This is a genomic window from Pseudoalteromonas sp. NZS127_1 (assembly GCF_015864295.1).
In the GTDB taxonomy this organism is placed as follows: domain Bacteria; phylum Pseudomonadota; class Gammaproteobacteria; order Enterobacterales; family Alteromonadaceae; genus Pseudoalteromonas; species Pseudoalteromonas arctica.
In genome coordinates, this window is sequence record NZ_JADYXO010000026.1 from 27919 (window position 1) to 51385 (window position 23467).

Annotated in this window: 23 protein-coding genes and 1 pseudogene; 11 read left to right on the forward strand and 13 right to left on the reverse strand. The window is 37.4% G+C overall.

Annotated features, from left to right (window positions below; translation table 11 throughout):
• Window positions 1-30: 30 nt before the first annotated feature.
• The gene (locus I6F50_RS17855) at window positions 31-1368 is read right to left on the reverse strand and encodes an ankyrin repeat domain-containing protein (RefSeq protein WP_165728196.1); all 1338 of its coding nucleotides are present in this window, start codon (window positions 1366-1368) and stop codon (window positions 31-33) included.
• A gap of 230 nt (window positions 1369-1598) precedes the next feature.
• Entirely contained in the window at window positions 1599-2192 is a 594-nt protein-coding gene (locus I6F50_RS17860) for a phospholipid-binding protein MlaC (protein ID WP_007583914.1), read from the reverse strand.
• A 244-nt stretch (window positions 2193-2436) separates the two neighbouring features.
• Here I6F50_RS17860 and I6F50_RS17865 point away from each other — a divergent pair, with 244 nt between their 5' ends.
• Complete coding sequence (locus I6F50_RS17865; RefSeq protein WP_165728195.1) at window positions 2437-2973, forward strand: acyloxyacyl hydrolase; 537 nt, start codon at window positions 2437-2439, stop codon at window positions 2971-2973.
• 107 nt (window positions 2974-3080) lie between these two features.
• Entirely contained in the window at window positions 3081-3227 is a 147-nt protein-coding gene (locus tag I6F50_RS17870) for a DUF2897 family protein (RefSeq protein WP_165728194.1), read from the forward strand.
• A gap of 53 nt (window positions 3228-3280) precedes the next feature.
• On the opposite strand, the gene I6F50_RS17875 is transcribed toward I6F50_RS17870, so the two are convergent.
• Together I6F50_RS17875 and bamC are read right to left on the reverse strand one after the other, a co-directional pair.
• On the reverse strand, window positions 3281-4651 hold the full coding sequence (locus tag I6F50_RS17875; protein WP_165728193.1) for a YjiH family protein: 1371 nt from the start codon (window positions 4649-4651) through the stop codon (window positions 3281-3283).
• A 66-nt stretch (window positions 4652-4717) separates the two neighbouring features.
• Entirely contained in the window at window positions 4718-5779 is a 1062-nt protein-coding gene (bamC, locus tag I6F50_RS17880) for an outer membrane protein assembly factor BamC (protein WP_165728192.1), read from the reverse strand.
• Between the two features lie 359 nt (window positions 5780-6138).
• Here bamC and I6F50_RS17885 point away from each other — a divergent pair, with 359 nt between their 5' ends.
• Together I6F50_RS17885 and bcp are read left to right on the forward strand one after the other, a co-directional pair.
• On the forward strand, window positions 6139-6672 hold the full coding sequence (locus tag I6F50_RS17885) for a glycine cleavage system protein R (RefSeq protein WP_007583906.1): 534 nt from the start codon (window positions 6139-6141) through the stop codon (window positions 6670-6672).
• Between the two features lie 11 nt (window positions 6673-6683).
• A complete protein-coding gene (bcp, locus tag I6F50_RS17890; protein WP_197176907.1) occupies window positions 6684-7163 on the forward strand; it encodes a thioredoxin-dependent thiol peroxidase in 480 nt (159 codons plus the stop codon).
• A gap of 721 nt (window positions 7164-7884) precedes the next feature.
• On the opposite strand, the gene I6F50_RS17895 is transcribed toward bcp, so the two are convergent.
• Together I6F50_RS17895 and I6F50_RS17900 are read right to left on the reverse strand one after the other, a co-directional pair.
• Window positions 7885-8403, reverse strand: a complete 519-nt coding sequence (locus tag I6F50_RS17895) for a GNAT family N-acetyltransferase (RefSeq protein ID WP_165741693.1) — start codon at window positions 8401-8403, stop codon at window positions 7885-7887.
• 549 nt (window positions 8404-8952) lie between these two features.
• Window positions 8953-9513 carry an outer membrane beta-barrel protein gene (locus I6F50_RS17900; protein WP_231613035.1) on the reverse strand — a complete coding sequence of 187 codons (561 nt, stop codon included), beginning with the start codon at window positions 9511-9513 and terminating at the stop codon, window positions 8953-8955.
• A 198-nt stretch (window positions 9514-9711) separates the two neighbouring features.
• Between I6F50_RS17900 and I6F50_RS17905 the strand changes: the two genes are divergently transcribed.
• Window positions 9712-10947 carry a helix-turn-helix transcriptional regulator gene (locus I6F50_RS17905; protein WP_197142191.1) on the forward strand — a complete coding sequence of 412 codons (1236 nt, stop codon included), beginning with the start codon at window positions 9712-9714 and terminating at the stop codon, window positions 10945-10947.
• Between the two features lie 601 nt (window positions 10948-11548).
• Here the strand turns inward: I6F50_RS17905 and I6F50_RS17910 are convergent.
• Window positions 11549-12818: pseudogene (locus tag I6F50_RS17910) on the reverse strand (IS4 family transposase).
• Window positions 12819-13110: 292 nt separating this feature from the next.
• Between I6F50_RS17910 and I6F50_RS17915 the strand changes: the two are divergent.
• The 5 genes from I6F50_RS17915 to I6F50_RS20450 all read left to right on the forward strand — a co-directional run bounded on the left by I6F50_RS17915 (window position 13111) and on the right by I6F50_RS20450 (window position 16237).
• Window positions 13111-14118 (forward strand): zinc-binding alcohol dehydrogenase family protein, encoded by a 1008-nt coding sequence (locus I6F50_RS17915; protein ID WP_165740084.1) that lies wholly within the window; start codon window positions 13111-13113, stop codon window positions 14116-14118.
• 57 nt (window positions 14119-14175) lie between these two features.
• Window positions 14176-14844: an oxygen-insensitive NAD(P)H nitroreductase gene (gene nfsB, locus I6F50_RS17920; protein WP_165740082.1), complete on the forward strand. Its 669-nt coding sequence runs from the start codon at window positions 14176-14178 to the stop codon at window positions 14842-14844.
• A 67-nt stretch (window positions 14845-14911) separates the two neighbouring features.
• Window positions 14912-15544, forward strand: coding sequence for a putative quinol monooxygenase (locus tag I6F50_RS17925; RefSeq protein ID WP_165740080.1), 633 nt, complete (start codon window positions 14912-14914; stop codon window positions 15542-15544).
• 61 nt (window positions 15545-15605) lie between these two features.
• Window positions 15606-16076, forward strand: a complete 471-nt coding sequence (locus I6F50_RS17930) for a carboxymuconolactone decarboxylase family protein (protein WP_165740078.1) — start codon at window positions 15606-15608, stop codon at window positions 16074-16076.
• 26 nt (window positions 16077-16102) lie between these two features.
• Entirely contained in the window at window positions 16103-16237 is a 135-nt protein-coding gene (locus I6F50_RS20450; protein WP_269435064.1) for a hypothetical protein, read from the forward strand.
• A 380-nt stretch (window positions 16238-16617) separates the two neighbouring features.
• On the opposite strand, the gene I6F50_RS17935 is transcribed toward I6F50_RS20450, so the two are convergent.
• Together I6F50_RS17935 and I6F50_RS17940 are read right to left on the reverse strand one after the other, a co-directional pair.
• A complete protein-coding gene (locus I6F50_RS17935; protein ID WP_197142185.1) occupies window positions 16618-17574 on the reverse strand; it encodes a LysR family transcriptional regulator in 957 nt (318 codons plus the stop codon).
• Window positions 17575-17814: 240 nt separating this feature from the next.
• Window positions 17815-18711: a LysR family transcriptional regulator gene (locus I6F50_RS17940; protein WP_197142183.1), complete on the reverse strand. Its 897-nt coding sequence runs from the start codon at window positions 18709-18711 to the stop codon at window positions 17815-17817.
• Between the two features lie 119 nt (window positions 18712-18830).
• Here I6F50_RS17940 and I6F50_RS17945 point away from each other — a divergent pair, with 119 nt between their 5' ends.
• A complete protein-coding gene (locus I6F50_RS17945; protein WP_197142182.1) occupies window positions 18831-19466 on the forward strand; it encodes an NAD(P)-dependent oxidoreductase in 636 nt (211 codons plus the stop codon).
• A gap of 63 nt (window positions 19467-19529) precedes the next feature.
• Here I6F50_RS17945 and I6F50_RS17950 read toward each other — a convergent pair whose 3' ends face one another.
• The 4 genes from I6F50_RS17950 to I6F50_RS17965 form a co-directional block, all read right to left on the reverse strand.
• Window positions 19530-20369 carry a nuclear transport factor 2 family protein gene (locus tag I6F50_RS17950; protein ID WP_165740070.1) on the reverse strand — a complete coding sequence of 280 codons (840 nt, stop codon included), beginning with the start codon at window positions 20367-20369 and terminating at the stop codon, window positions 19530-19532.
• 161 nt (window positions 20370-20530) lie between these two features.
• A complete protein-coding gene (locus tag I6F50_RS17955; RefSeq protein ID WP_197176909.1) occupies window positions 20531-21373 on the reverse strand; it encodes an acetolactate decarboxylase in 843 nt (280 codons plus the stop codon).
• Between the two features lie 118 nt (window positions 21374-21491).
• On the reverse strand, window positions 21492-22112 hold the full coding sequence (locus tag I6F50_RS17960) for a putative quinol monooxygenase (RefSeq protein WP_269435065.1): 621 nt from the start codon (window positions 22110-22112) through the stop codon (window positions 21492-21494).
• Between the two features lie 329 nt (window positions 22113-22441).
• Window positions 22442-23185 (reverse strand): class I SAM-dependent methyltransferase, encoded by a 744-nt coding sequence (locus tag I6F50_RS17965; protein ID WP_197176914.1) that lies wholly within the window; start codon window positions 23183-23185, stop codon window positions 22442-22444.
• Between the last annotated feature and the right edge of the window lie 282 nt (window positions 23186-23467).

Genomic DNA, 23467 nt, shown 5'->3' on the forward strand with positions numbered 1-23467 from the left:
GCGCGTTTTTTATTAGCTGTTTAAAAGTGACTAAACTAAATCACTTAAGGCAGCTAGCACCACAATGCTCGCTAACCCTATTTGAGCCACTAAGCTAATAAACGAAAAGCCCCTAAGCACAAATAAACCCCAAGGGTGTTTAATATGCGGATATAACGCGCAACGTTTTAAAGTGGTTGCAAAGAAAAAACAAATCACCGCCGCCATAGTTAAACCCAGCGTCAGCTCACTTTTAATAGAGAGTGTTTCATCAAAAAAGAAGAACAACTGTAAAGGCAGCAGTATAGTGACGATAGCGTGCAGCACATGTACTTTTTTAATGCGATCAAACTGCCCTTCTGGCGAAAGCTCTTTAATACCAAAGTCACGTTCTAAGCATTTAACTAAGTTATTGGCTTTTATACTTACCGCTAAACGGTAACAGCTTAAACCTTCTTTATTGCGCGCTCTAAAGTCGTATCCGGCTTTAATTAGCAGTACCATAAGTGATTCATTTTTAGCAAATACAGCATAATGAAGTGCTGTATTACCTAAATTATCAACCGCTTTTTTGTCTTGCTTTGCAAGTAGCGTTTCAACCACATTTACAAAGCCTTTTTCGGCGGCCCACATAAAAGCTGTTTTATTGTTTTCATCAGCAAGAACACCTGTAGCGCCTTGCTCAATAAAGCGCATTGCCATTGTTTGCTTGGCTGTTTTTTTACGCAGGTGCGTTAATAATGCTTTTTCTAGCAGTACAACAGAGTCAACATCAGGAGAAACCTGTGTAAGCAACGTAAAATAATCTTTACCCGCTGCTACTTTTTCGCTGGCAAGTTCAGAAAGAGTATCTAAATCAGCAATAGACTCTGGAATAAACGCACTTAAACGCTCTCTAAAATCAACTTCTTTCCAAAGCGCTAATGTATCCTTTGCCGAAAGCTTACTGTTATTATTTAGCGCATGCTCAATTAACGTGAAATAGCGCTTACTAAAAAACAAATCAACTAAAGACAGTGGCGTATCTATGGTGTTTTGCGCAGCCACACTTGCGTATTTTTCAAGGCGTTGGCATAGCATAAGCACTAAGCTTTCAGGGGTGTATTCATTATCGTAGTAATGGCTTTTAACCGCACTAATATACGCTTGTGCGTCTTCGTCATATTCAGAGATATGTTGAAAGTAACATTCTTCAAATGGTTCTAGCGGGGTTAGCCATGCCAAATAATAAATAGGCGGTAACACGGTGGTGCATACACCATCGTCTTCATTTGTAGAACGACAAGCAGGCCAAGCTTCCAAAGCATCTAAAATAAAGGCACCGTTTTGTTCTACCAGTCCTTTAATAAGTAATGGGTATTCCTTTGGCCAAATCAGTACATTTTCCATTAAAACAACACAACTCCAGTGTGGCTTGGGGGTGGTAAGTTATATCAGTTTTTAGCTGACACCACGCTTAATCAAAGTGTCGATATTCTAGCACACCTTTGTTTTGCTGCTAGCGCAAAATTACGCAATAACAACAATCCTTTACTTACAAATATAAAAACGGCCAAGTACATAAGTAATTGGCCGTTTTTGAGGTTGGAGTTGGGCTTAATCAGAGCCAGACAAATAGTCTATTTACTTTTTAACTCGCTAATAACTTGATCTAAACCCACTTCAGAAATACGTTGAATAATCTCTTTTTGCTTAGCACTTAATAGTGAAATGCCTTCGGCAACAATATCGTATACTTTCCACTCATCATTTTTACCTAAACGAAGCTTAAAACTTAAGTCAATTGTAGGCGCATTTGGCTCAATAATTTGTGTATTAACTGTTGCGTACTCAGAGTCACTTTTTGCGTTATTACGCTCAAATACTACTTTTTGACCTGTGTACTTCATTAGTGCACCAGCGTATGTGCCTGTTAAGTAATGCTCTACTGCATCTATAAATTGAACAGCCTGTTCGCGCTCAATGCCTTTAATGTGCTTACCTAATAATTTAAACGACACAAACTTAACATCAATATGTGGCATTAAACGTTTTTCAACAATGGCAGCCATCGCTTCTTTGCTTGCTGTGCCTTTTGAATTTACTTGGCCAATGTCTGCAAATAGCTTATCGGCTACTGATTCAAGTAACTGATCTGGCGATTGCTGAGTTTGTGCAAATAACGAACTACTAAAAAAAGCAGTGGCTAAAACGAATAGTTTAAAGAGTTTCATAATTGTATATGTCTGTGTGATTAAGATGGCTGTAATTTACGCGAACTATACGCAATAAAAAAGGCACAAATAAGCAACTTATTAATGCCCAAATCGCACCAATAAAATAACTAAAATAAATTCAAGCAGTTAGAAAACTCCATTAACAGGCCATATACAACCGGCATTTTGTCCTCATTGTAATTGTTAATAGGTCGCCCTTATCATTTAGTTATCACTTGAATCAAACAGACATTTGGCACCTATGAAAACGTCACTTAAAACACTTATTATCTCTTTTGTATTAGTAGTTTCACTTTTTGGCAAATTTGCTTTTGCTCAATCGAACCACGGTTATGCCGTTGATTTTCTCAAAGGCGAAGGTAACGTAAACGGCGTTAAGCTTGCGTATCAGTATCATGCACCTAGCATGCAAAATATAATTGGTGATGCACGCTTTTACTTTGAAACCAGCGTAAATATGTGGGAATACCGCCACGGCGATGAAACACAATCAAACCTAGTACTTGCTATGTCACCTGTGCTGCAATTTCCTGCCTTTAGTTTTAACAACACCCCATTTTATGTAGAAGCAGGGATTGGTGTATCACTGATTGATGAAACGCAGTTTGCCGGTAAAAACATAAGTACTCACTACCAGTTTGAAGACCGCATAGGCCTTGTTGCCGACTTTGGTCATACTAACGTTGCCCTTAGAGTTATTCACTATTCAAACGCAGGCTTTAAAGAGCCAAACCCAGGGCTTAACTTTTTAACGCTTTCGGTAGCTAGACGTTTTTAAGGTTATTGATTGTTTTTAAAGTTATTGATTATGTTTTGAGTAATTTAATTGCTGTTATAGCGTAAAACGGTCACACTTAAACGTACTAAATATTAAGTGATACTGCGATGCAAACTTGGCATATTGTAATTATTGTCGCCGTTGTTTTTACTATTGTCATTGGTAATATTGCGCTGATTAAACTCTCTGCAAAAACGGAGTTTAAAAAGCCCAACGCCAATATTAAAAATACAACAGACACAAAAAAGCCCTGATTAATCAGGGCTTTTTTAATAATACCAATTCGCTTAATTATATTTTCGTTAATTTAGCCTACTAACCAATGCGCCATTAGCGCAATAACAGGTAAAGTAATTAGCGTTCGCAAAATAAATATAATAAACAACTCTAAAATATTTACCGGTATTTTACTGCCAAGTAAAAGTGCGCCCACCTCAGACATATAAATAAGCTGAGTTACACTCATTGCGGCAATAATAAAGCGCGTTACATCACTTTCAATTGTTCCTGCTGCTAATATTGACGGAATAAACATATCAGCAAAACCAACCATAATAGTTTGCGACGCTGCTGCCGCTTCGGGTACTTGTAATAACTCTAAAAATGGCACAAACGGCATACCTAAATACTGAAATATAGGCGTATGCTCAGCAATGATCAGTGCAAATGTACCTACCGCCATAACTACAGGCAATACACCAAACACCATATCAAGCGCGTTATGTAAGCCCTCTTTTATAGTACCTTTAACACCCGTTGAGTTATCTGCTTTAGCTAATGCAACATCTAACGAATGACCAAATAAGGTTTTATGACCCGGAATTGTTTCAGCGTCTCTATCTGGCTCAGTGCCATCAATCAGTAAGTCTTTTTTAAAGCGCAGTGGAGGTAATCGCGGCACAATAATAGCGGCAACAATACCGGCTAAACATACCGTTGCGTAAAACGGTGCAAATAGGTATTCAAGTTTAACTTGCCCAAGCACCACTAAACTAAACGTAATTGAAACCGCTGAAAACGTAGTACCAATAATAGCCGCTTCGCGTTGTGTATAGTGCTTTTGATCGTACTGCCTTGCAGTCATCAAAATACCCACACTACCATCACCTAACCACGATGCAGTACAGTCAACCGCGCTTCTACCAGGTACACCAAATACAGGGCGCATTACTTTAGTCATTAACGTACCAGCAAGCTCTAGTAGACCAAAGTTAATTAATAGCGGCAGTAATAAGCCCGCTAAAATAAATACCGAAAACAACACCGGCAATAAGTCATTTAATACCAGCGCGCCAGTATTGGCCGAGGTAATCATCTCGCTGCCTAGGCTTAAGTACGTCATTAAACCAAACGCCATACCAAATAAGCGCACCACCAGCCATGTCCAGCTCACATCAAATAAATGCTTTAACAAAGATGAGTTACATATAGCGGCGGGTTTAAACACTTTAGTAATTACAGAAATAACCCCTGTAATACAAATAATGAGAGTAATAATTGCTTGAGCAGAGCCAAGCATCATTGCTTGAACCGCTTTTGCCATAACGGCAATAGGAATGGTCATCCCTTGCGAGGTACTAATGGGTGTCATAAATAAAAACACACCAATTAACGAAGGAACCAAAAAAGTAAACCAAGTGCGCCACGTGTAGTGTGAACGATGAGGTAGCTGAGACATATTTATTAACCTATAAAAACCACAAAAAGAGCATAGCGCTCTTTTTGTGGTAAAACTTATTATTATTTAAATTTTAATGCCGCGCTGAATGAGTGCTGCTTCTAATGCTTGTTGTAAACCATTCATAGTACCTGGCTCAAGCGTTTCGCCTTTGTCATCCATCCACGTTAAGCTAGTACCGCCTTCTTTAGTTTTACTTACTAAAATTTGGTATTGGCCTTCATCAATAGGTAGTTGAGCTACGTCATCACCCCAAATTGAATCCCAAACACTTGTTTCTGGTTTAGTGTAATCAGCAGTAATTAAGCCCGTATCTGGGTTAATTTCAACAATAGTGAACGACAAGCGCTCTAAAAATCCAGAGAAACGGTCAAAAACAGCTTCGTAAGATTGCTCAGTTACAAGTGCTGCATTACCTTTGTTATCAAAGCCCATTTCAAGAGAAATAATACCTTGGCGTTTACGCATATCAACTTCAAGTTGACGGTAACGGTAATCAAACTCGCTCACTACTTGGTTAAGCGCACGTACTTCTAACTGCTGTTTTAACAAATCAGTTAGCGTATGGTCGCCTTTAAAATCAATCAGCTCTACACGTAAAGACGCAGTACGCTGATGTGACTTTTCTTCAATAGTGAATCTAAATTTTTCTAAGTCATCGTTAACTTCATCGCCCCACCACCAAAAACTTTCTTCCGTTTTGATAATTGAGTACCAATCAGTTTCAATAGTACCTAGTAGCTTGTCTTCTTTAGTGGTTGCTGCATTGTTATCAGCGAGGACTGATTGAATCGTGTCCCAAAGAAATTCATCTAAATCAGCAATGCCATCGTTTTTATCAAAATAAATACGCGCTTGTTTATCTGTCTCTTCTACCCAACTGCCTTTAGCAATTGTTAATACTTGTGCCGGTGGGCGGTAATTTGTAGCTTCAGGATTGTTGTCGTATTGACCTACATCCATTTTATAAACTGGGTCTTGAGCTGGTTGAGATAACGACGTTGGTGCTTTTACAGGCTCATGCGTACGATAGTTACGCTCATTATGTGCTTGATTAGTAAATACACTACATCCTGATAAACTTACCAATACACTTACTGCAAGTGCTTTTGGGATCCAATACTGCACAGATATTTCTCCTTAGCATACCCTTTAATTGTTTTAACAAATATATGAGTGGGTAATGCCGATTTGGTTCAGTGTAAAATCAATATTAACTTTACATTTATTATTTGGCTGCCTAAATGCAATAAAGTTCAGCACTTCAACTTAGCAATAAAACTAAGCGCAAATAAGCAAATTTTAGCTATGGTACTTTCCCGTGCCAGTAAAAACAAGAAACACCGTACTTTAAAAGCGCTTAATTAGCGTGTGCTGTAGTTTAGAGCCCTTTTTGTGTTAAACTTCGCCGCCGTGCAACTTCTCGTGTGTATTTTTGGTGTTGCCAACTCGGTTGATATAATCCAAGTAACAAGGTATTTGAACTCATGACTGCATTTTCAAATCATCAAATTGTTTTAACAGCGATTGGCGAAGACAGACCCGGTATTGTAAGTGAACTAACCCAACTCGTTAGCGATTGCCACTGCAACATTATTGACAGCCGTATTGCTATTTTAGGCTGCGAATTTACCTTCATAATGCTACTAAGCGGCGACATGTCTGCAATAAGCCGCATTGAGCACGTACTGCCAACCAAAGCCATGGAACTTGGCCTACTTACCATGATGAAGCGCACAGCGAGTCATACTCCTAGCGAATTTTGTGCAGGTTACACACTAGAATACACTGGCATAGACACCCCAGGCACATTGAGCAAAGTAACGCGCTTTTTTGCCGACAATAATATTAGTATTTGCTCACTTAAGTCAGACACTTATTCTCAAGAAGACAACATTAAAATGCGTTGTGAACTTGAATTCAACATACCTGTTGATGTAGATATAGATCAATTTAAAATTAGTTTTGAGAGCCTTTCTCATACGCTAAACGTAGATTATATTTTTAAACGAATTCGTTAAGGATGCTAAACATGAACACAATTAGTCCATTACAAGCAGGCGATACTGCACCCGCTTTTAGCCTACAAAACCAAAACGACGAAACAGTAACATTAAGTGAGCTGTTAAAAGAGCAACAAGTGCTTGTGTACTTTTACCCTAAAGCGTCAACGCCGGGCTGTACTGTACAAGCCGAAAACCTACGCGAAGAGCAAGCACAGCTTGCTAAATTTAACACCCGCGTTGTAGGTATTAGCCCAGATCCAATTAAGCGTCTTAAAAACTTTGAAACTAAAAAAGAGCTTAATTTTGACCTATTAGCCGATGAAGACCACGCCATTGCTGAAGCATTTGGTGTATGGGGCTACAAAAAATTTATGGGTAAAGAGTACGATGGTATTCACCGCTTGACGTTTTTAGTAGGCCAAGACGGTAAAATTAAACACCTATTTGATAAGTTTAAAACCAAAGATCACCATCAAGTGGTGTTGGACTATCTTGCAGCAGAATAAGTTTGCAGCAGAATAAGCTAGCGGCTGAGTAAGTTAGCTACCAGCTATTAGACAAATACAGAAAAGCGTTGCTCAAGGGCAACGCTTTTTTTATGCCTATACATTTTCGCTATGTAAAAATTATACCAATCTGCTTATATAGGGTCTATTTAACGTTAAGAAAATTACGCTAGAACTAGGCAAAAATTTTTGTATCTAGTTGTTCTCGGCAATTGCTCCCTGCATTGCTCTACCTCCTGCATCCATGCAGTCGTAAATAAAAAATTTTAACGACGTTATAGTGCAATTTAATTCGTTAAATTGCTCAAAGATTTATGCAGGTTGGTATTAGTATAGTAATCGAGTAAATAATTTGTTAAAACTGCTAAAGCACTTATTATTAGCCCCTTACCAATTGGATATTTAAATCTTGAATAAAAGCCTAAAATTTAAACTTTATTTAACTGCCTTAATCATCTGTATTATCGGTTTTAATTTTTCAGAGCCAAGTATGCAATTTTACTCAAACCCGTTTTATATCGGTAGTTTCGTTTTTACTATTGCGCTTATAATCTCTGTAATTAATTACGCCTGCCCTGCCTGCAAGAAAAACCAAGTAATGCGCTCTATTTCTAGTTATAAGCTTCCCACTAACGATTGTTATAATTGCGGGAAAGAAATTGATGAAAAAAGTAATTAAGTAGACGGAGTTATTACTGGAGAGTCTAGTACGTGGGGTTATTCACAAAGTCACTTGGTATATATTAAGTTGTTGTAGTGTATTATCAACCGATACAAAGTTTGGAATTGTACTAACTAAACTCGCACCTAATTTTAAAGCAATTTTAATACTAGCTTCATTTTGTTCTAAGCATCTAAACTCAATGACTTTAGCGCCTGTGTTTTTAAGTATGCTTGGCAATCTTGCGATTACTTGACTGATAATACCGTTGCCTTGTGCATCACTACTTAACCAGTAACCAAGTTCCGCTATATTCAAATCAGGACAAATAGACTTAACTGCAAAAACACCACTCAGATTATCTTTATAATAAATTTTAAACCACCGCGAGCCATTTAGCCCGCTGTTTACTCTGTCGAGTATGTACTTTTTAGCTGATTCAATATTGTTTACCCCTTCTACCCAAGGCAAAAATGCACCTAAACTTGCCCGACTTAAATTAACAGTCTTCAAAATATCCGCAGCATCGCTTTCCACTAAAGGAGCTAATTTAATGTGTTCTGCAATTTGAATATGCAAGTGTTCTTCCTTGTGAGTATTGATTTTATAGTTGTAAGTTTAAAGCTAAAGATCACTATTAAGTAGCCCCAAACTTATTTAAGGACTGAATAGCCTTTGAGCTAGTAAAAAGATACAGAAAAGTACTACTCTAGGGCAACGTTTTTTTACGTTATTTACTCAAACTTTGATTAAGTAAGAGCATGAACGAGGGATAACTAGGCGATCCATAATTTTGATGTATGGAGTCAAGATTTGACCCTAGGGCAGTCTTGTTACAGCGCAGTGTGTAAACACAGCCAGAAACTGGACTGACATTGGTACTAAACGATGACTGAGGCGAAAGCCAAGGGCCTTAATTAAACTGCCTAAATTCATATGGCGTTCTTTATTCAAACCAAGGTGCATATTCACACCAATCGACGTCATTACTGGGGGCGTAGTCATATTTAAATTGAGTTTGAATAATAAGAACACTTGGTTTTTGAATAAAAAGTTCAAGAAAACACTGCTGCCTGCTTGACCTGAACTTTCTAATGGGTGAGCCCTTTTGCTTTTTAGTTACGAACTTTAAAACTCAAATAATATACCCAATTGAGTTGTTTCATTTCGGCCAAACTCAACTTCAGTACTCGCATACGAAAGTGAAAGTAAAACCAGATCACCCAACGGTACTTCAAATCTTACTTTATAAGTAAAGTCAGTTCCTGTGAATTCTTCCTTTGCCTCAGGGCCTGGGTTTAAAAAAAAGCCTTCTCTCGTGTCTAATTCCCAGCGCGATAACCCCACCATTGGCACAACCCTAAAGTGCGTTGCTAAATCAAATGAATATCCTATCATTGCCTTAAATTCATACGTTTCATAGCTATCTAGAGTACCAAATAATCCATCACTTGATGTATAGGCTAAGTTAGCTTCTGTGACTACATTATTTCCAAATTTATAACCGAGTACATAACCAAGTGAGAATCCGCCAGTATCAAAATCTTCGCTTAAAATTGCAAAATCTTTATCTACTTTTATTTTTCCCGTACCAAGCTCAACGCCCATTCTTATTTGAGCCTCATTGGCATGTGTAGTAAAACTACTCATTAACAATGTGAATGCACTAAGTGAGATTGTTTTTTTCATTTTATTATCCAATATTGAGTTGACCTTAAAAAGGCACTTTGTTGCTTCAAGGGTGTGTTCAATATATGATATTAAGTGTGCCTAAATTAATCCACGGACATAACCGGACATTTTAAGTATTACGTTAGGAAACCTTTCGTCAAAATTGAAATCCCTCCTAAGCCGTAAATATTTAATACCGAATTACAAGAGTGAAAATTGAACAACTCAAAAACTGCCCTTCTAAATCGAGGGCAATTACAGCAATATATAATAGAGCAATCGATAAAACATTTATGGCTTGCCAATCAAATAGGTGTAAGCGAAAAAACCCTTACTCGATGGCTTAATGGCTCAGTTACAAGAATACGTCTGAGTAATTTAAATAAGCTTGCGAGTGCTTTAAATTGTGAAAAAGGAAGCTTGATTGCCCGTTCAGAAGTGGATATTTACCCGAGTGAAGAGAACCGAGATATTTTAGTAAATGAATTGCATAACGATGGGCTTTTGTATGAACTAATGATGAGCAGTAAGATTAAGCTCGCTATTTCTTTAATTAAATCAACATTTCACTCCGCATTACCAAGCGCTATTGTGGCCAACTTCTATATTAAACTTGGTTATGCCGCGCTTATTCATCGTCAATATGAAAAAGCACTACAATATTTTGATAAAGGCCTTAATAAAGCAATTAAAGTGAATGATCTTCCGTTAGTGTTTTCTGCTAATTTAGGCACTGCAATTACTTTACTATTTTCTTGTGAGTTTAAAAGATCACACCATTATTTAGTAATATGTAATGCCACATTACAACACGCGAACCAAGAGAAGGCTCACTATTACAGCACAAATGCACTTTTCTATTTATATTCTGGTGATATAAACGCTGCAATCCAATCAGCTAATTTATGCTTAAACGAATGTGATATAACAACCGATTCAATAGAAAAGAATCTATTTAAGAGTACCGCTTTACAGCTGCTCGGCGCGTGTTATTTGTTACAAGGCGATATTGAATTAGCGTATATATTTTGCGCTGAATCACTAAACGTAGCCAATCTATCTGGGTATAATCGCTGTGTTGCGGTATCAAAAGGATACTTAGCCGCTATTCATTGCACAAATGCAAACTATGTACTTGCAGAGCAACTTATAGCGCAGAGCATTGCCTTAGTTAGTGACGAAGATATTGCACTACCGAGCTTGTTGTGTATCTCATTATTTATTTACCGAAAAACTGGGAACAGTTCAAAGTTCGCGGTTTCTTTAAACGCACTAAACAAAATTTGTAACACGGCTACAGTCCCTAACACCTTTGCTGTATATCAGCTTTATTTAATAAATATAGAGCAAAGTGAGATGCTCGAGGCATCTGAAAAATTAACACATATTGAAAACACACTAACCCAGCTCTCACTTCCGCTTTGGCAGCCATGGTTAACTAAGCTAAGCTAGTATTCCCTCTTTATCGAGAGTTAGTTAAAATTATTTTATCAAATCGTAAAAAATCCAAAGGGGTCACCCATTAGAAAGTTCCGGTCAAACAAAACCAAAGGGGGTCAAGCCCTGACGAACCCCCACAATTTGATGATATAAATCAATAAGTTAGTTTAAAAAACGGTTGAAGTACACAGCCAATTTTGATCTTATATGTTTTTTCCGACCAAAGAAATTACAAAGTAAATCGACTATGCACTTATAACCATAAGGGTCAAATCTTGACTTCATACATCATAATTAATTAGCTGTTTATATTCGCCGAAACTCAAATACGTTACTGTATCGGATGGCGCTTCGCTTATCCGACCTACGTTTTCAAATATATAATACGGGTTATTGGGGGCGTGGGTATTGCAGGTTTGTTTTAAAAACCAGAGGGGTCAAATTTTGACTTCATACTTTGACTGCCTAGAAAGAACTATAGCCGTTCCACCAGTCCCTAATAAGACTCACCTACTACGTATTGTTGACAGTTTTTTAAACCATTTCATACATTCGCGCTTGAAGTTTTATTAACTTCAAGCGCTTTAATTAATATGAACTCATAGGTTAGACATTAAGAGAGAATTGGATTCAGGCCGCATTTTAATCGTCCTTTTTCTTTATCTCTTTTTGGGTTCGCTCTTCGTGCATATTTTGACAAAAAACTGATAGTTTTTTGTCATGCTTTATTCAGTGTCGATATCACGCCTTGTGTTATCGACTCCATTAATTGATAAAACCAACCTTGGGTGTTTTTTGCTACCATAAATGTTGATAGCTCAATACCGGCAAGTTGTTGAACACTCATGCCTATTCGCCTCTTTACTAACAACGTCAATAAACTTGCCCACACCAAGCCTTCCATCATGCTCGCTTTTCTGGTGTTAAATTTCTGAAGGTTGCAATAAGACTTCCATTCTTTAAACAGTAACTCTATTTGCCATCTGAGACTGTAGAGCTTTATTACCGCTTCAGCGCTAAATTTTTCTCGATTTAAGTTCGTTGCCCAATAAGTAGGCTCACTTTTTCCTTTAGGCCAGCTCGCAATCAATCGATAATTCGTTTTACCTTCCACATCCATATCGACAATAACACTACGACGAATATGCTTTTTAACGTCCTTTTGCTTCTCTGTGAAAACCGTTTTAACGCGTTACCGTGACGATTAAAAGCAGCTACTACGGTTGGATTAACCGTGGTTTTAGCCCTGACAACATAAAAGCCTCCTGCTGTATCAATTGATTCAAGATACGATAACTTAAAATAACCTCTATCCGCTAAAAACAAGGTGTCGACTAACGATTTAGCATCAGGTAAAAATCATATTCAGCTTGGCTATCAGGACTCACTGAGATTTCTTCGGGATAACCTTGAAGCACATCCCAACTCACATGAACCTCTATTGCCGCAGGACTTATTTTAGTAAAGCGACCTTTAAAGGTATCTTTTAAACTATCGTGCACTGCGAACGAACTTCCATCTTGCATTACTATGCGTTTAAAGTCAGAAAGAGTGGCGTCTGTACCGAGTATTTGTTGCTGCCATTCATTTAACGCCACATCGACCAGTGATTTCATCAATAGGCTGAATTCAGGCTTACTCAGTTGATTGTGAAACGGTTTATATTGAACATCAGTTTCCGTCAACTTCACAAAATAGCGATGTAAATCTGTCACGGTGTTTACCGATTTATCGCCTAGAGCCGTTATTAACGACATGACTAATTCGAAAGGTTTTATTATTCGTTTACGGCTACAAAAACGGCTTGTTTTACCTATTTCGTTAATATTAAAATCGTTAAGCACTTTCGTTATTTTGTTTAACTCAGTATTATGTTTATTCATGCTCTGCTTTTGGGATAGATAGTGGTTTGGCGATTACTATCAGATCAAATTCAGAGCATGTTTTCAAGTTTTATTCCTTAAGATCCAACCTATGAGTCGTTATTAACTAAAATTCTTAATCGAATATTTTTATATTTTGCTCGCACTTCTTTAATTTTATTATTTATCATCAAATTCCACGTTAAAACATTATGGCTATATAAACCCATAATGTTTTGCATTTATGGCCATTTTCTTCGTTGCTGCTTTCTTTATAATAAAATTATCAAAGTAAAACAAATCGAGAAATAATATGAAAGCTATTGGATATCAAAATAACTTACCCATTGAAAACGAACTATCGTTACAAGATATTGAACTTGAGCAACCTGTTGCACAGGGACACGATATTTTAGTAGAAGTAAAAGCGGTATCAGTTAATCCTGCTGATTATAAAGTACGCTCAAGTATGCCTGTACCAGATGGCGAATGGAAAGTTATTGGTTGGGATGCTGCAGGTGTAGTTAAATCTGTAGGTGATAATGTTACGTTGTTTCAGCCGGGTGATAAGGTTTTTTATGCTGGAGATATAACACGTTCAGGTAGTAATGCTGAAATGCAATTAGTTGATGAACGTATTGTAGGGAAAATGCCTGAGTCTCTGTCTTATGGTGAAGCCGCAGCGCTTCCGCTTACTTCATTAACTGCTTGGGAGATGCTTTTTGACCGATTAGAAGTGTCAAAACAAGATAAAGAAAAAAGCATATTGGTTATTGGTGCTGCCGGTGGTGTTGGATCTATTATGGTACAACTGCTTAAAAAGCTCACTAATTTAACCATTATCGCATCCGCTTCTCGACCAGAAACAACAGATTGGTTAAAAGAGCTTGGTGCTGATCATGTGGTGAATCACAGAAATAAGTTAAGTGAAGAATTTTCAGAGCAAGATCTAGGTAATGTTGATTATGTTGTAGGTTTAAACCATACCGGATCGCATTTGGTAGAAATTGAAAAAGTACTTAAACCTCAAAGTAAATTCGGTTTAATTGATGATACTAAAACACTTGATATTGCAGCGTTTCAAACAAAAGCTATTTCGGTTCATTGGGAGTTAATGTTTACTCGGTCACTTTTTAAAACACCTGATATGCAATCTCAACATGACATCCTTAATGAAATTGCAACTTTAATTGATAAAGGTTTACTTAGAACTACGGTCGGTGAGAACTTAGGTCAAATTAATGCGGAAAACTTACGTAAAGCACATCAATTTTTAGAAACTGGAAAAGCGAAAGGTAAAATTGTTTTAGAAGGCTTCTAAACAACACTTATTACTACCTATTATTTTAATAATAACGACAACTATAGAGATTTGAATATGAATAACGATATCACTTATTATGCTAAAAAAAGACAATCAGTTAAAGCTTACGATTCAAGTAAAAAAATATCAGCAGAAAATATTGAAAAGATTAAAGAGTTATTACGTTACAGCCCATCAAGTGTTAATGCACAACCTTGGCACTTTGTAATAGCTTCTACTGAAGAAGGTAAAAATAGAATCGCTAAAGCAACTGATGTGCTTTATCCATTCAATAGTAATTCTATTCGCGAGGCATCTCATGTTGTTGTATTTGCGAGCAGATTAGATACTCCAGAAGAATACTTACAAAGCCTTTTAGCTCAAGAAGAAAAAGACGGGCGTTTTGATGCTGACCCTGAAGTGTTTAAAGCAAAAATGGACGGTGGACGTAAAATGTTTATTAATGTTCATAAAGAAAAATTTAACGATGTTCCTCATTGGTTGGCCAAGCAGGTTTATTTGAACTTAGGACATTTCTTATTGGGTGTCTCAGCGTTAGGTATTGATTCTACGCCAATGGAAGGGGTCGACCTTGATATCTTAGATAAAGAATTTGGTCTACGTGAAAAAGGTTTTTCTAGCATATGTGTTGTACCACTGGGTTACAGTGATGCTGAAAACGACTTTAATGCATTACTACCAAAATCACGTTTACCTTACTCAGATATATTAACGGAAGTTTAGACTTAACATCGCTTTATCAGAAAGCTCATTAAGTATTACTACGACAAAAACTAATAGGATTTTTTAGATGATTACTCAAATAGTAAAGTTTGATATTAAGTTGGAAAAAATTGAAGAATTTAAAGAGGCACTTCTTAATGACCAACGTGGTTCAAAAAATGATGATGGATGCCTTGAGTTGCGTTTATTTCAAGATAAGAAACAGCCGAATATTATTTTTGCCTATGAACGGTTTAAAAATAACGACGCATTAACACACCATGCTTCTCAGCCTTATACGGCAGTTGTATTTGATTTACTTGAAACGTCTGCTCAATCTGAGCCGTTAGTCATGGAGTTAAACGATACTACGCCAAGTCCTCTACATGAAAACAACCCAAAGAGTGCTAATGAAGAAGATGATATTTTTATTATTTTCTTCATTTTTAAGATAAAGCCAGGTTACCGTGAAAAAATATTAAATCAATTTGAAATACATATACCCAGCACTAGAGCACAAGAAGCAGGTAATATTATTTTCGATTTGTATACCGTTGAAGGGCAAGATGATACGTTTGCTGTTTATGAACATTGGCGTAAAGAGTCAGATGTTTGGGATATTCACTTCAATCAACCTTATGCAGTAGAGACTGGAAAACTGATGAATGAAGCGGTTGTGGGTGAATTAGAGCAATACATGAATTTTGTAACTGAATTTTAATCATTGCTAACCGTTTGTTAAATAATTTTATTACTAGGCATAAATTTGTAAAGTTGATTCTATGAACATATATATTTTGACTGTTTTGTTATTAAGTTTATGTAAGGTTACTAGTGTATACGCCTATGCTGAATCGTTAGTTGAGACTCAACCTATCTCAGAACGATTTACAGAAGGTATTAAACGGTTAAATGAAATAAACAGTGAAGGCTCAGGTGAAAAAATAGTTAATGCACTGAAAGATGTTTCACCTGACCTTGCAAAATATGCAATAGAATATGGCTTTGGAGACTTACTTAGTCGTAAGATATTGGCAGTAAAAACCAAAGAAATGATCATAATTGCTAATTTAGCGGCTTTAGGAAATGCTCAACCTCAGCTTAAAGCACACATTAATGCAGCATTAAATGTAGGGGTTACTCAAGAAGAAATAGCCGAAATAATGATATTAACAAGTGCTTATGCAGGTTTTCCTGCGGCAATAAACGGCACTTTAGCATTGAAAGAAGTGCTAATTCAGCGTGTAAAATAACTCATTTCAATCAAGGAGATTTTATAATGAAAATGATACATAAATTAACTATTTTACTTTGTTTAGTCTTGATGTCTGTTTATACATTTGCTGATGAACTGAAATCGCCAACACGTACTCTTGATGGAACTTCTATTACATACAACTACACTAGCGGTTGATCATATAACGTAAAATTCGAAAAATCAGGTGTCAGTTATCGTTTTTTAACAGGATCAAAACCCAATACATGGTGGGGACCATTTCCTTACACTGCATTTGAAGTTGAAAAAAACACCTTCCTTGCTGCTTGGTTTGAAGAGGAATACGGTGATTATGTTACCTTACATGTAAATTTCAATACTAATTTATTGTATGGTAGTGCTATTTTACAAGGCGAAACAGTACATTTTCATGGTGCTACAATTGTAAAAGTCGCAAGATAACCTTCAGAGTATTGATATAACACTCGAGGAGGCTCATATTCAACTTAACGAACATGTTAATTTAAGTTTTGAAAAGAAAGACTTAAACGAACAAAAATATTTATTGTAATACTTTCCTATTTATTAAGATTATACAGCTTTTTATAATTTGGTACGTGACTCTCCCAAAATGGAGGCTCGCCAATATTGGTTTGTAATATGTCAATAAATTCAGTAATTAATGGTGTTTGGTTTCTATGTGGGTAAACAGCGTAAATGCCAGTATCCATCATAGATATTTTATGATCGGTTAATAAAGGTACTAATTTTGATACATTTATTGGTTGTTCCAAATTAAATAAATCAAGCATGGTATAGCCAATTCCGTCTTTAACAGCGCCCATCATCGATTTAACATCACTGACTTTATAATTTCCTTTCATTCTATAAATGTTAAATTTATCACTAGTAGGTGATTCACTTAGCTGCATTTGATCTAATGTTACATCACCATTACTGTATATAACTGCTGGTAATGCGATAAGTTCTTCTGGCGTTTTCGGCTGTCCATGTACCTTAACGAACTCTTCAGAAGCAAGAATGACGAAATTTGTTTTTGCTATTTTTTTTGCAATAAGGTTTGATTCGGCAAGCTTTCCAATTCGAAAAGCTAAATCAAAATGGTCGGCAATAATGTCACTTTTTTTATCGTCTAATGAAAGTGTTATTTTTATATCCGGAAATTTTTTTAGGTAACAGGAAATAGCAGGCTGTAAATACATTTGGCCAAAGACGATTGAAGAAGTGATTCTAATATGACCTTTAGGTGTTTTATGATATGAATCAGCAATATTTATAATTTGATCTAATGTTCCAATCAATAATTGCGCCTGTGTAAGTATTTCCTCTCCTGCTGGTGTTAAGGAAAATGAGCGAGTAGAACGATTTAATAATTGAATACCTAAACTGGTTTCAAGTTTCTTAATTTGTTTTGATAAAGATGAATTATCCATATCGTGAAGTGCAGCAGCTTTGGCAAAAGAACCCTGCTGAACAATATCAAGAAATAATGATAATTGATTTGTGATAGACATATGGCTCTTATTCTCCAGCCCAAATAGTAAATGATAATAACTGAAGTAACTCTTTTTTAAAGATTTTAATGCCCGCTTGAGAGTAATTTATTATTAGGTTCACTTATTAATTGAATCTGAAGGGCTACAAAGCCTAAAAATAGATATTGATAGGCGCCATAAATAAGCGGTTCGACTAAATCAAGATATTAATTAAGTTCGTTCAGCTACCTGTTGAACAACATTATGACAATGATTCATTTATGTACGAGCAACTTTGACATCCTCTTGCCATTGTTCAGCCAAAAAATCGATAAATGCTCTGACAACAGGTCGCTGGTAGCTTCTTGACAAATATACAGCCCAAAGTGCCATTGTAGGTAAAGATATGTCAGGTAATAAGTGTATTAACTCACCTTTTTCTAGCGAAGGATTTGCTAAGTCACAGGGAAGATAGGCAAGACCGACACCATTAATGGCTGCTTTTATCAAAACACCGAGGTCATTTGCTTGAATACTGCCAGTTACAGAGATTGAGTGATATTTTTTATCTTCAATAAATGTCCAACTATTTTGAGATAAATGTACCAAACAATTATGCTCAATTAACTGTTGTGGGTAGTTTATTTTATCATGATTTTTTAGGTACCTTGCTGAGCCACATAATACACTTTCAATACTCATTAACCGACGAGCAATGAGGTTTTCATCGGGTTGGTCGGTATACCGCAAAGCAACATCTATGTGTTCTTCAACTAACAATGCATTTTTGTCCGACATTACTAATTTAATACTAACTTTTGGGTGTAAAGCGGTAAACATGGCAACCACCTCGTAAAGCAGGTTTTGTCCGAGCCCTATGGGCGTAGCAATACGGATATCACCAATAAGCTCTTCATTATGGCTACGGGCTAAGCTTTCTAAACCAGATACCTCACTTAAAATGCGTTCACAATGTTGCATAATATCTCGACCTGGCGAGGTTAAACTAACACTACGCGTTGTACGATGTAGTAAACGAATATTGAGCCAGTCTTCTAGCTCCTTAACGTGTCGTGTTACTTTTACACGACTCAAGTCTAATTGCTCTGCTGCATCAGTAAAACTACCGGTACTTGCCACTTCAACAAAACTGCGTAGTGCTTCAAACTTATCCATAAAAAACCTTTGTTTCAATATTTGTAACAATCATGTACTTAAATACATATTTATTACAGTAATAGATTTATTCATAATAACGACATCTTAAATAAATGAAACAAACTTTGGAGAATACAATGAAAATAGCAATTATTGGTGCAACAGGTTGGATTGGCTCTACATTAATGAATGAAGCCTTAAACAGAGATCATAAAGTTATAGCAATTAGTCGTGGCGCAAATAATATCGAAAAACAAGGTGTTACCACACACCCTCTTGATTTACTTACTGATGGAAGTATTAAAGACGCTGTTGCCGATGCTGACATCGTTATTGCGGCTATTGGTGGTCGAGCAAAAAGTAATCATGAAATAGTTGCGAGTACGGCACAGCGTTTATTGAAAGAGCTACCAAAATCCGATGTTAAGCGTCTAATTTGGGTGGGTGGTGCCGGAAGTTTAGAGGTAGCTCCAGGTGTTAAACTCGTTAGCGTTCCAGACTTTCCTGCTGAATATAAAGACGAAGCGATTGCTCAGGGTCAGGCATTAGACGTTTTTCGCAATAGTGATAGTACACTAGATTGGTTATTTGTAAGTCCAGCGGCTGAAATTTTCCCCGGTGAACGTACAGGTATTTATCGTGTAGGTGGAGAGCAATTACTGAGTGATGACCAAGGTAATAGTAAAATTTCTGTTGAAGATTATGCTGTGGCATTGATCGATGAGGCTGAAAAGTCTCAGCATCATAATAAGCGCATTGGTGTCGCTTATTAATAGCTGTAACATAATCCTTGCAGTGACCTCATAAGAACAGATCACTGTAAGGATTAATACTATTTAGAACATACCATTTTCGTGAGCCATTTTAGATGGAATCGCCTGAATGCTGTCCCAGTGCTCAACTATCAGCCCATTATCAACACGGAAAAGATCGTAAAAGGCCGTTGGTTGGCCGCCAAAATCGCCTTCACTTTGAGTGAACACGAAGTTGCCTTCGGCAACCACGTTATGAATTTTTGTGTATCCAAAAGACGTTTTATTCTCAGCAAGACTCCCCATAAAATCAAGTAAACCTTTAGTGCCATCTGCAATCCCTGGATTATGCTGATGGTAAACTTCTCCTATATATTGACTAAGTTTATCACCTTTACCGTTCACCAATACATCGGTTACGAATTGTATGACTATTTTTTTGTTTTCTTTCGTTTTATCAATATCCTTAATCATTGTAGGGCCGTCTACCATACTGCGACCACTTACCGTTTTAACCGGCATTTCTTGAATCCCGTCCCAATGTTCCGCGATTAAGCCGTTTTCAATACGAAATAAATCAAATACAGCTAGTTTGCTGCCTAAAACAACCTCACTGTGAACCAATACGAGATTACCTTCTCGAAGTACACGCTTCGGATGGTAACTGAGCGGCGTATCTAGTGTTTTTAGATAGCCAACAAAGCCTAGTAGCCCTGTTAGCTTATCGTGTGCACCTGGATTATGTTGAATATAACCCTCGGCTACATTCTCTTTAATAAAAGAGATATCACCCTGTACTAAGCCTTTATTTAGTAACTCTAAAGACTGCTCTTTAACTGTATCTTGGGCAATCGCCAATGGTGAGCCAAGTGTAATAACAGCAGTCACTATTAGACTTAAGGTAAATTTAATTGATTTTTTCATGTGTTAATCCTGTAATAATTTTAATGTCTACTTTTAGCAAGTAGACTTGATTTATTGAACCTATTCTTACTGCATCATCTTGCATATTAATGCAGCTTATTTAGTTAATTACATTTGCGCTAAGTGAGGAAATAAATGCGTATCGATAGCAATAGCTAACATTATTTACTGTCTTTTGTTCCTCCTGAACCTGATCCTGAAGGAGGTTTGATCATCTTCATTTTTTTCGTTCGGAATTCTTCAACATTAGGCAGAGCCAAATTGATTCGATCAAACTCCTGTACTTCAAATTCCATTTCATCAAAGCGAATATCTTCAAGATGACCGCCGACTGTGTTATCGCCATTTTGAAAATGAAAATGTAAACCAGGAATACTAATCGTGCCTAAGTAGTCAGGCGTGTAAATACCGACCAACGTCCCTTTGGTCTGCTCTAGGTTATACATTTGACGACCGCCTAAATATTTAAAAAAATCGACATCTTCATCTTCAACGCCGTGAGCCGATGCTAAGCGAGCAAGCTCAAAAGTGCCCTTTGCCTTGAATACATAAAAACTATTAACCGACTCAATTTCAGCCGAAATAACATCAGACAGCGCTTTAAATGAGGTAATGCCCTTAACCGTAATTGAATGTGTGGGTTCAAATTTTACCATCGACATATATGGCGCTTGTAAATTATCAGGTGCTACTGTTGATGTACCATCAGCGGCAATACTGTAAACCACACCATCAATAGCCGTTAACTCGCCATTGAGATGGTTACTCACACCCACGCCGATATCGCCTAGGGTTTTCATTTCTTTTGCTGTGATATTACCTTCGTAAATGGTATTCATTAACGTAATAGGTAAACCGTATTGCTCGATTGCTTTGCCTTTATTGAGAGTGCTGTGAGTATGTGTATGTGAATCCGTTTTCGATTCCCCTGCGATTGTATTACTTGAAATACCTAAAATGGCAGTTACGCTTATTAGCGCTAGAATTTTTTTTTGTATGTTCATAGTGTTCCTATTTGTAGTTAATGCCAGAATATTGTGTTTATTAATCAATGATGTGCAGTTCTCAAACTACAGTCAGCCCATGACACCGGCATGCCGATGTCATGGCCAACTTACCAATTTAAGGGTTTACTTCTCTTAACTCATGTAGATATTCAGGAATAGGCCGTTCAAGAGATTCCGTCAGAACCTTCCCTGTTTCGATAGAAAGCGGATCTGTAGTGGAGAACGCACGTGCCACCTCAGCTGATTTCCACCATTCGATGACGACTAGCTGGTTTGGGGTATCAAGTACAGTGAAGGCATTAAAGGAAATGCTTCCCTCATGTTCTCGGACATTAGGAATTTGCTTTTTATATTGCTCTATAACACGATCGAATTGATCTGGTTTTATATCAAAAATCGCCACCACATAAAGCTCGCTTGGGTCAACTTTTCGCTCATCGGCTGCTCGCACTTCTTCTACAACAGCAGGGCCAAATACAAATGCAACTGGAGCGGCCGACAAGGCCGTGCCTGCAACCTCGATCAAAGCAAGTTCATAGGGTTGCTTTCGGTGATACTCAACGGCACTAAAGTCTTTGAATCGCTCTTGCCCGAAAACCAAGCCTGGATTATTTACGTCTTCAAACATACGAATTCCAAGGGCTCCTGGCTCATTTACGGTGCCCTTAACAACATCCAACATAGCGGCCTTAAATTTAGCACGCCCTTCTTCTTGCATCTGAAATCTGCCTACCATCTGAATCCTAGTATTTTCCTCTTTATCACTATTCGTTTTGCTATTAATAGCTTGCGCATCTTGTAGTGGTCAATAAAATATGGCCACTGTTTTAAAACCAAAGATAAAGCCAAAAGGCTCAAATATTGACTTCATACATCATAATTAATTAGCTGTTTATATTCGCCGAAACTCAAATACGTTAGTGTGTCGGATGGCGCTGCGCTTATCCGACCTACGTTTTCAAATATATAATGCTGGTTTATTGGAGGCGTGGGGAGTGAGGGTTCATTTAAGATCGTTGGATGTCGTAGGGTTTCGCTGCGCTCTACCCAACATACGTGTTTGTCTTAAATTTTTACGCAGACGAAAATGGCGTTGCCTGAGCGCTGTGCCCATGGGGTTATTTTGTCGTAGTCATGTTCAAATATGTGGATTTCGAAGTACGGCTTTAAGGCTTCTTTAAGCTCGGTATAACTAAAAGCAACCATTGGGTGCTCGTCGTGCCATACGAGTGTTTTGTCTGCGGTGGTTTTTTCTATGTTGAGTTTTAATAGCTGTTTATTGCCTGTGCCGCTGTAGTGCCAGCCAGAGCGAAATGTGAATAAGCTATTTTCACTTGTTGCGGTGTGCTCTACAAATGAATCGCTGTCGATTTTGTTTTTATCAACGGCGTTAAAGCAAAATATTCCACCTGTATTTAATGCACTGTGTACGCTGGCAAGGCATTCTTTTAACTTATCAATGCTGTCGCAGTAATGCAGTGAATACAAAAAACAGGTAATTAAATCCAAGTGCTCGGCTACCTTAAACTCACTCATGTTTTGCAACGAAAATTGCGCTTCTGGGCAGCGAATTTTTGCTTTATCAAGCATTGGTTGGTTTAAATCAAGCCCACTACTTTTATAGCCGTAATCAATAAAGTGGCGTACATGCGGGCCGGTGCCACACGCTAAATCGAGGTGGGTATTTGCGCCATTACCAAAAATTTGGTGCAGCCGGTGAATAGAATTGCTTTGGGCTTGATAATCTATATCTGCGCACATTAAGTCGTAGTAATCAGAAAGGTCGGTGTAAAGCGCATTAGCGGACATATAAGCCTAGTGGTAAGTAGTAAAATATTTTTAAGTCGCGCATAGTAAACTAGTTATGGCTATTAGCGAAGAAGATATGAGCTTTAGGTTTGTCGGATGGCGCTTCACTTATCCGAGCTAAATAAACGACCTACGTATTTAAATATTATAGAACATTGTTATAAACGGTGTGGAAGTGGAGATTCGTTGGGTTTCGCTACGCTCTACCCAACCTTGTATCTCTTCTTGATGAGTGTTTAGCTAGCACTTGTCACATCGGGAAGACAGTGAGCTCGTACCCAA

Excerpts from the sequence above, each read along its gene's own strand:
- I6F50_RS17885 (WP_007583906.1), top strand. The coding sequence starts at position 6,139 with ATGACTGCATTTTCAAATCATCAAATTGTTTTAACAGCGATTGGCGAA.
- I6F50_RS17855 (WP_165728196.1), bottom strand. The coding sequence starts at position 1,368 with ATGGAAAATGTACTGATTTGGCCAAAGGAATACCCATTACTTATTAAA.
- I6F50_RS17875 (WP_165728193.1), bottom strand. The coding sequence starts at position 4,651 with ATGTCTCAGCTACCTCATCGTTCACACTACACGTGGCGCACTTGGTTT.
- I6F50_RS17935 (WP_197142185.1), bottom strand. The coding sequence starts at position 17,574 with ATGTCTATCACAAATCAATTATCATTATTTCTTGATATTGTTCAGCAG.
- I6F50_RS17870 (WP_165728194.1), top strand. The coding sequence starts at position 3,081 with ATGCAAACTTGGCATATTGTAATTATTGTCGCCGTTGTTTTTACTATT.
- I6F50_RS17865 (WP_165728195.1), top strand. The coding sequence starts at position 2,437 with ATGAAAACGTCACTTAAAACACTTATTATCTCTTTTGTATTAGTAGTT.
- I6F50_RS17955 (WP_197176909.1), bottom strand. The coding sequence starts at position 21,373 with ATGAACATACAAAAAAAAATTCTAGCGCTAATAAGCGTAACTGCCATT.
- bcp (WP_197176907.1), top strand. The coding sequence starts at position 6,684 with ATGAACACAATTAGTCCATTACAAGCAGGCGATACTGCACCCGCTTTT.
- I6F50_RS17965 (WP_197176914.1), bottom strand. The coding sequence starts at position 23,185 with ATGTCCGCTAATGCGCTTTACACCGACCTTTCTGATTACTACGACTTA.
- I6F50_RS17930 (WP_165740078.1), top strand. The coding sequence starts at position 15,606 with ATGAACATATATATTTTGACTGTTTTGTTATTAAGTTTATGTAAGGTT.
- I6F50_RS17950 (WP_165740070.1), bottom strand. The coding sequence starts at position 20,369 with ATGAAAAAATCAATTAAATTTACCTTAAGTCTAATAGTGACTGCTGTT.
- I6F50_RS17925 (WP_165740080.1), top strand. The coding sequence starts at position 14,912 with ATGATTACTCAAATAGTAAAGTTTGATATTAAGTTGGAAAAAATTGAA.
- I6F50_RS17960 (WP_269435065.1), bottom strand. The coding sequence starts at position 22,112 with ATGGTAGGCAGATTTCAGATGCAAGAAGAAGGGCGTGCTAAATTTAAG.
- I6F50_RS17945 (WP_197142182.1), top strand. The coding sequence starts at position 18,831 with ATGAAAATAGCAATTATTGGTGCAACAGGTTGGATTGGCTCTACATTA.
- I6F50_RS17900 (WP_231613035.1), bottom strand. The coding sequence starts at position 9,513 with ATGAAAAAAACAATCTCACTTAGTGCATTCACATTGTTAATGAGTAGT.
- nfsB (WP_165740082.1), top strand. The coding sequence starts at position 14,176 with ATGAATAACGATATCACTTATTATGCTAAAAAAAGACAATCAGTTAAA.
- I6F50_RS20450 (WP_269435064.1), top strand. The coding sequence starts at position 16,103 with ATGAAAATGATACATAAATTAACTATTTTACTTTGTTTAGTCTTGATG.
- I6F50_RS17915 (WP_165740084.1), top strand. The coding sequence starts at position 13,111 with ATGAAAGCTATTGGATATCAAAATAACTTACCCATTGAAAACGAACTA.
- I6F50_RS17860 (WP_007583914.1), bottom strand. The coding sequence starts at position 2,192 with ATGAAACTCTTTAAACTATTCGTTTTAGCCACTGCTTTTTTTAGTAGT.
- I6F50_RS17940 (WP_197142183.1), bottom strand. The coding sequence starts at position 18,711 with ATGGATAAGTTTGAAGCACTACGCAGTTTTGTTGAAGTGGCAAGTACC.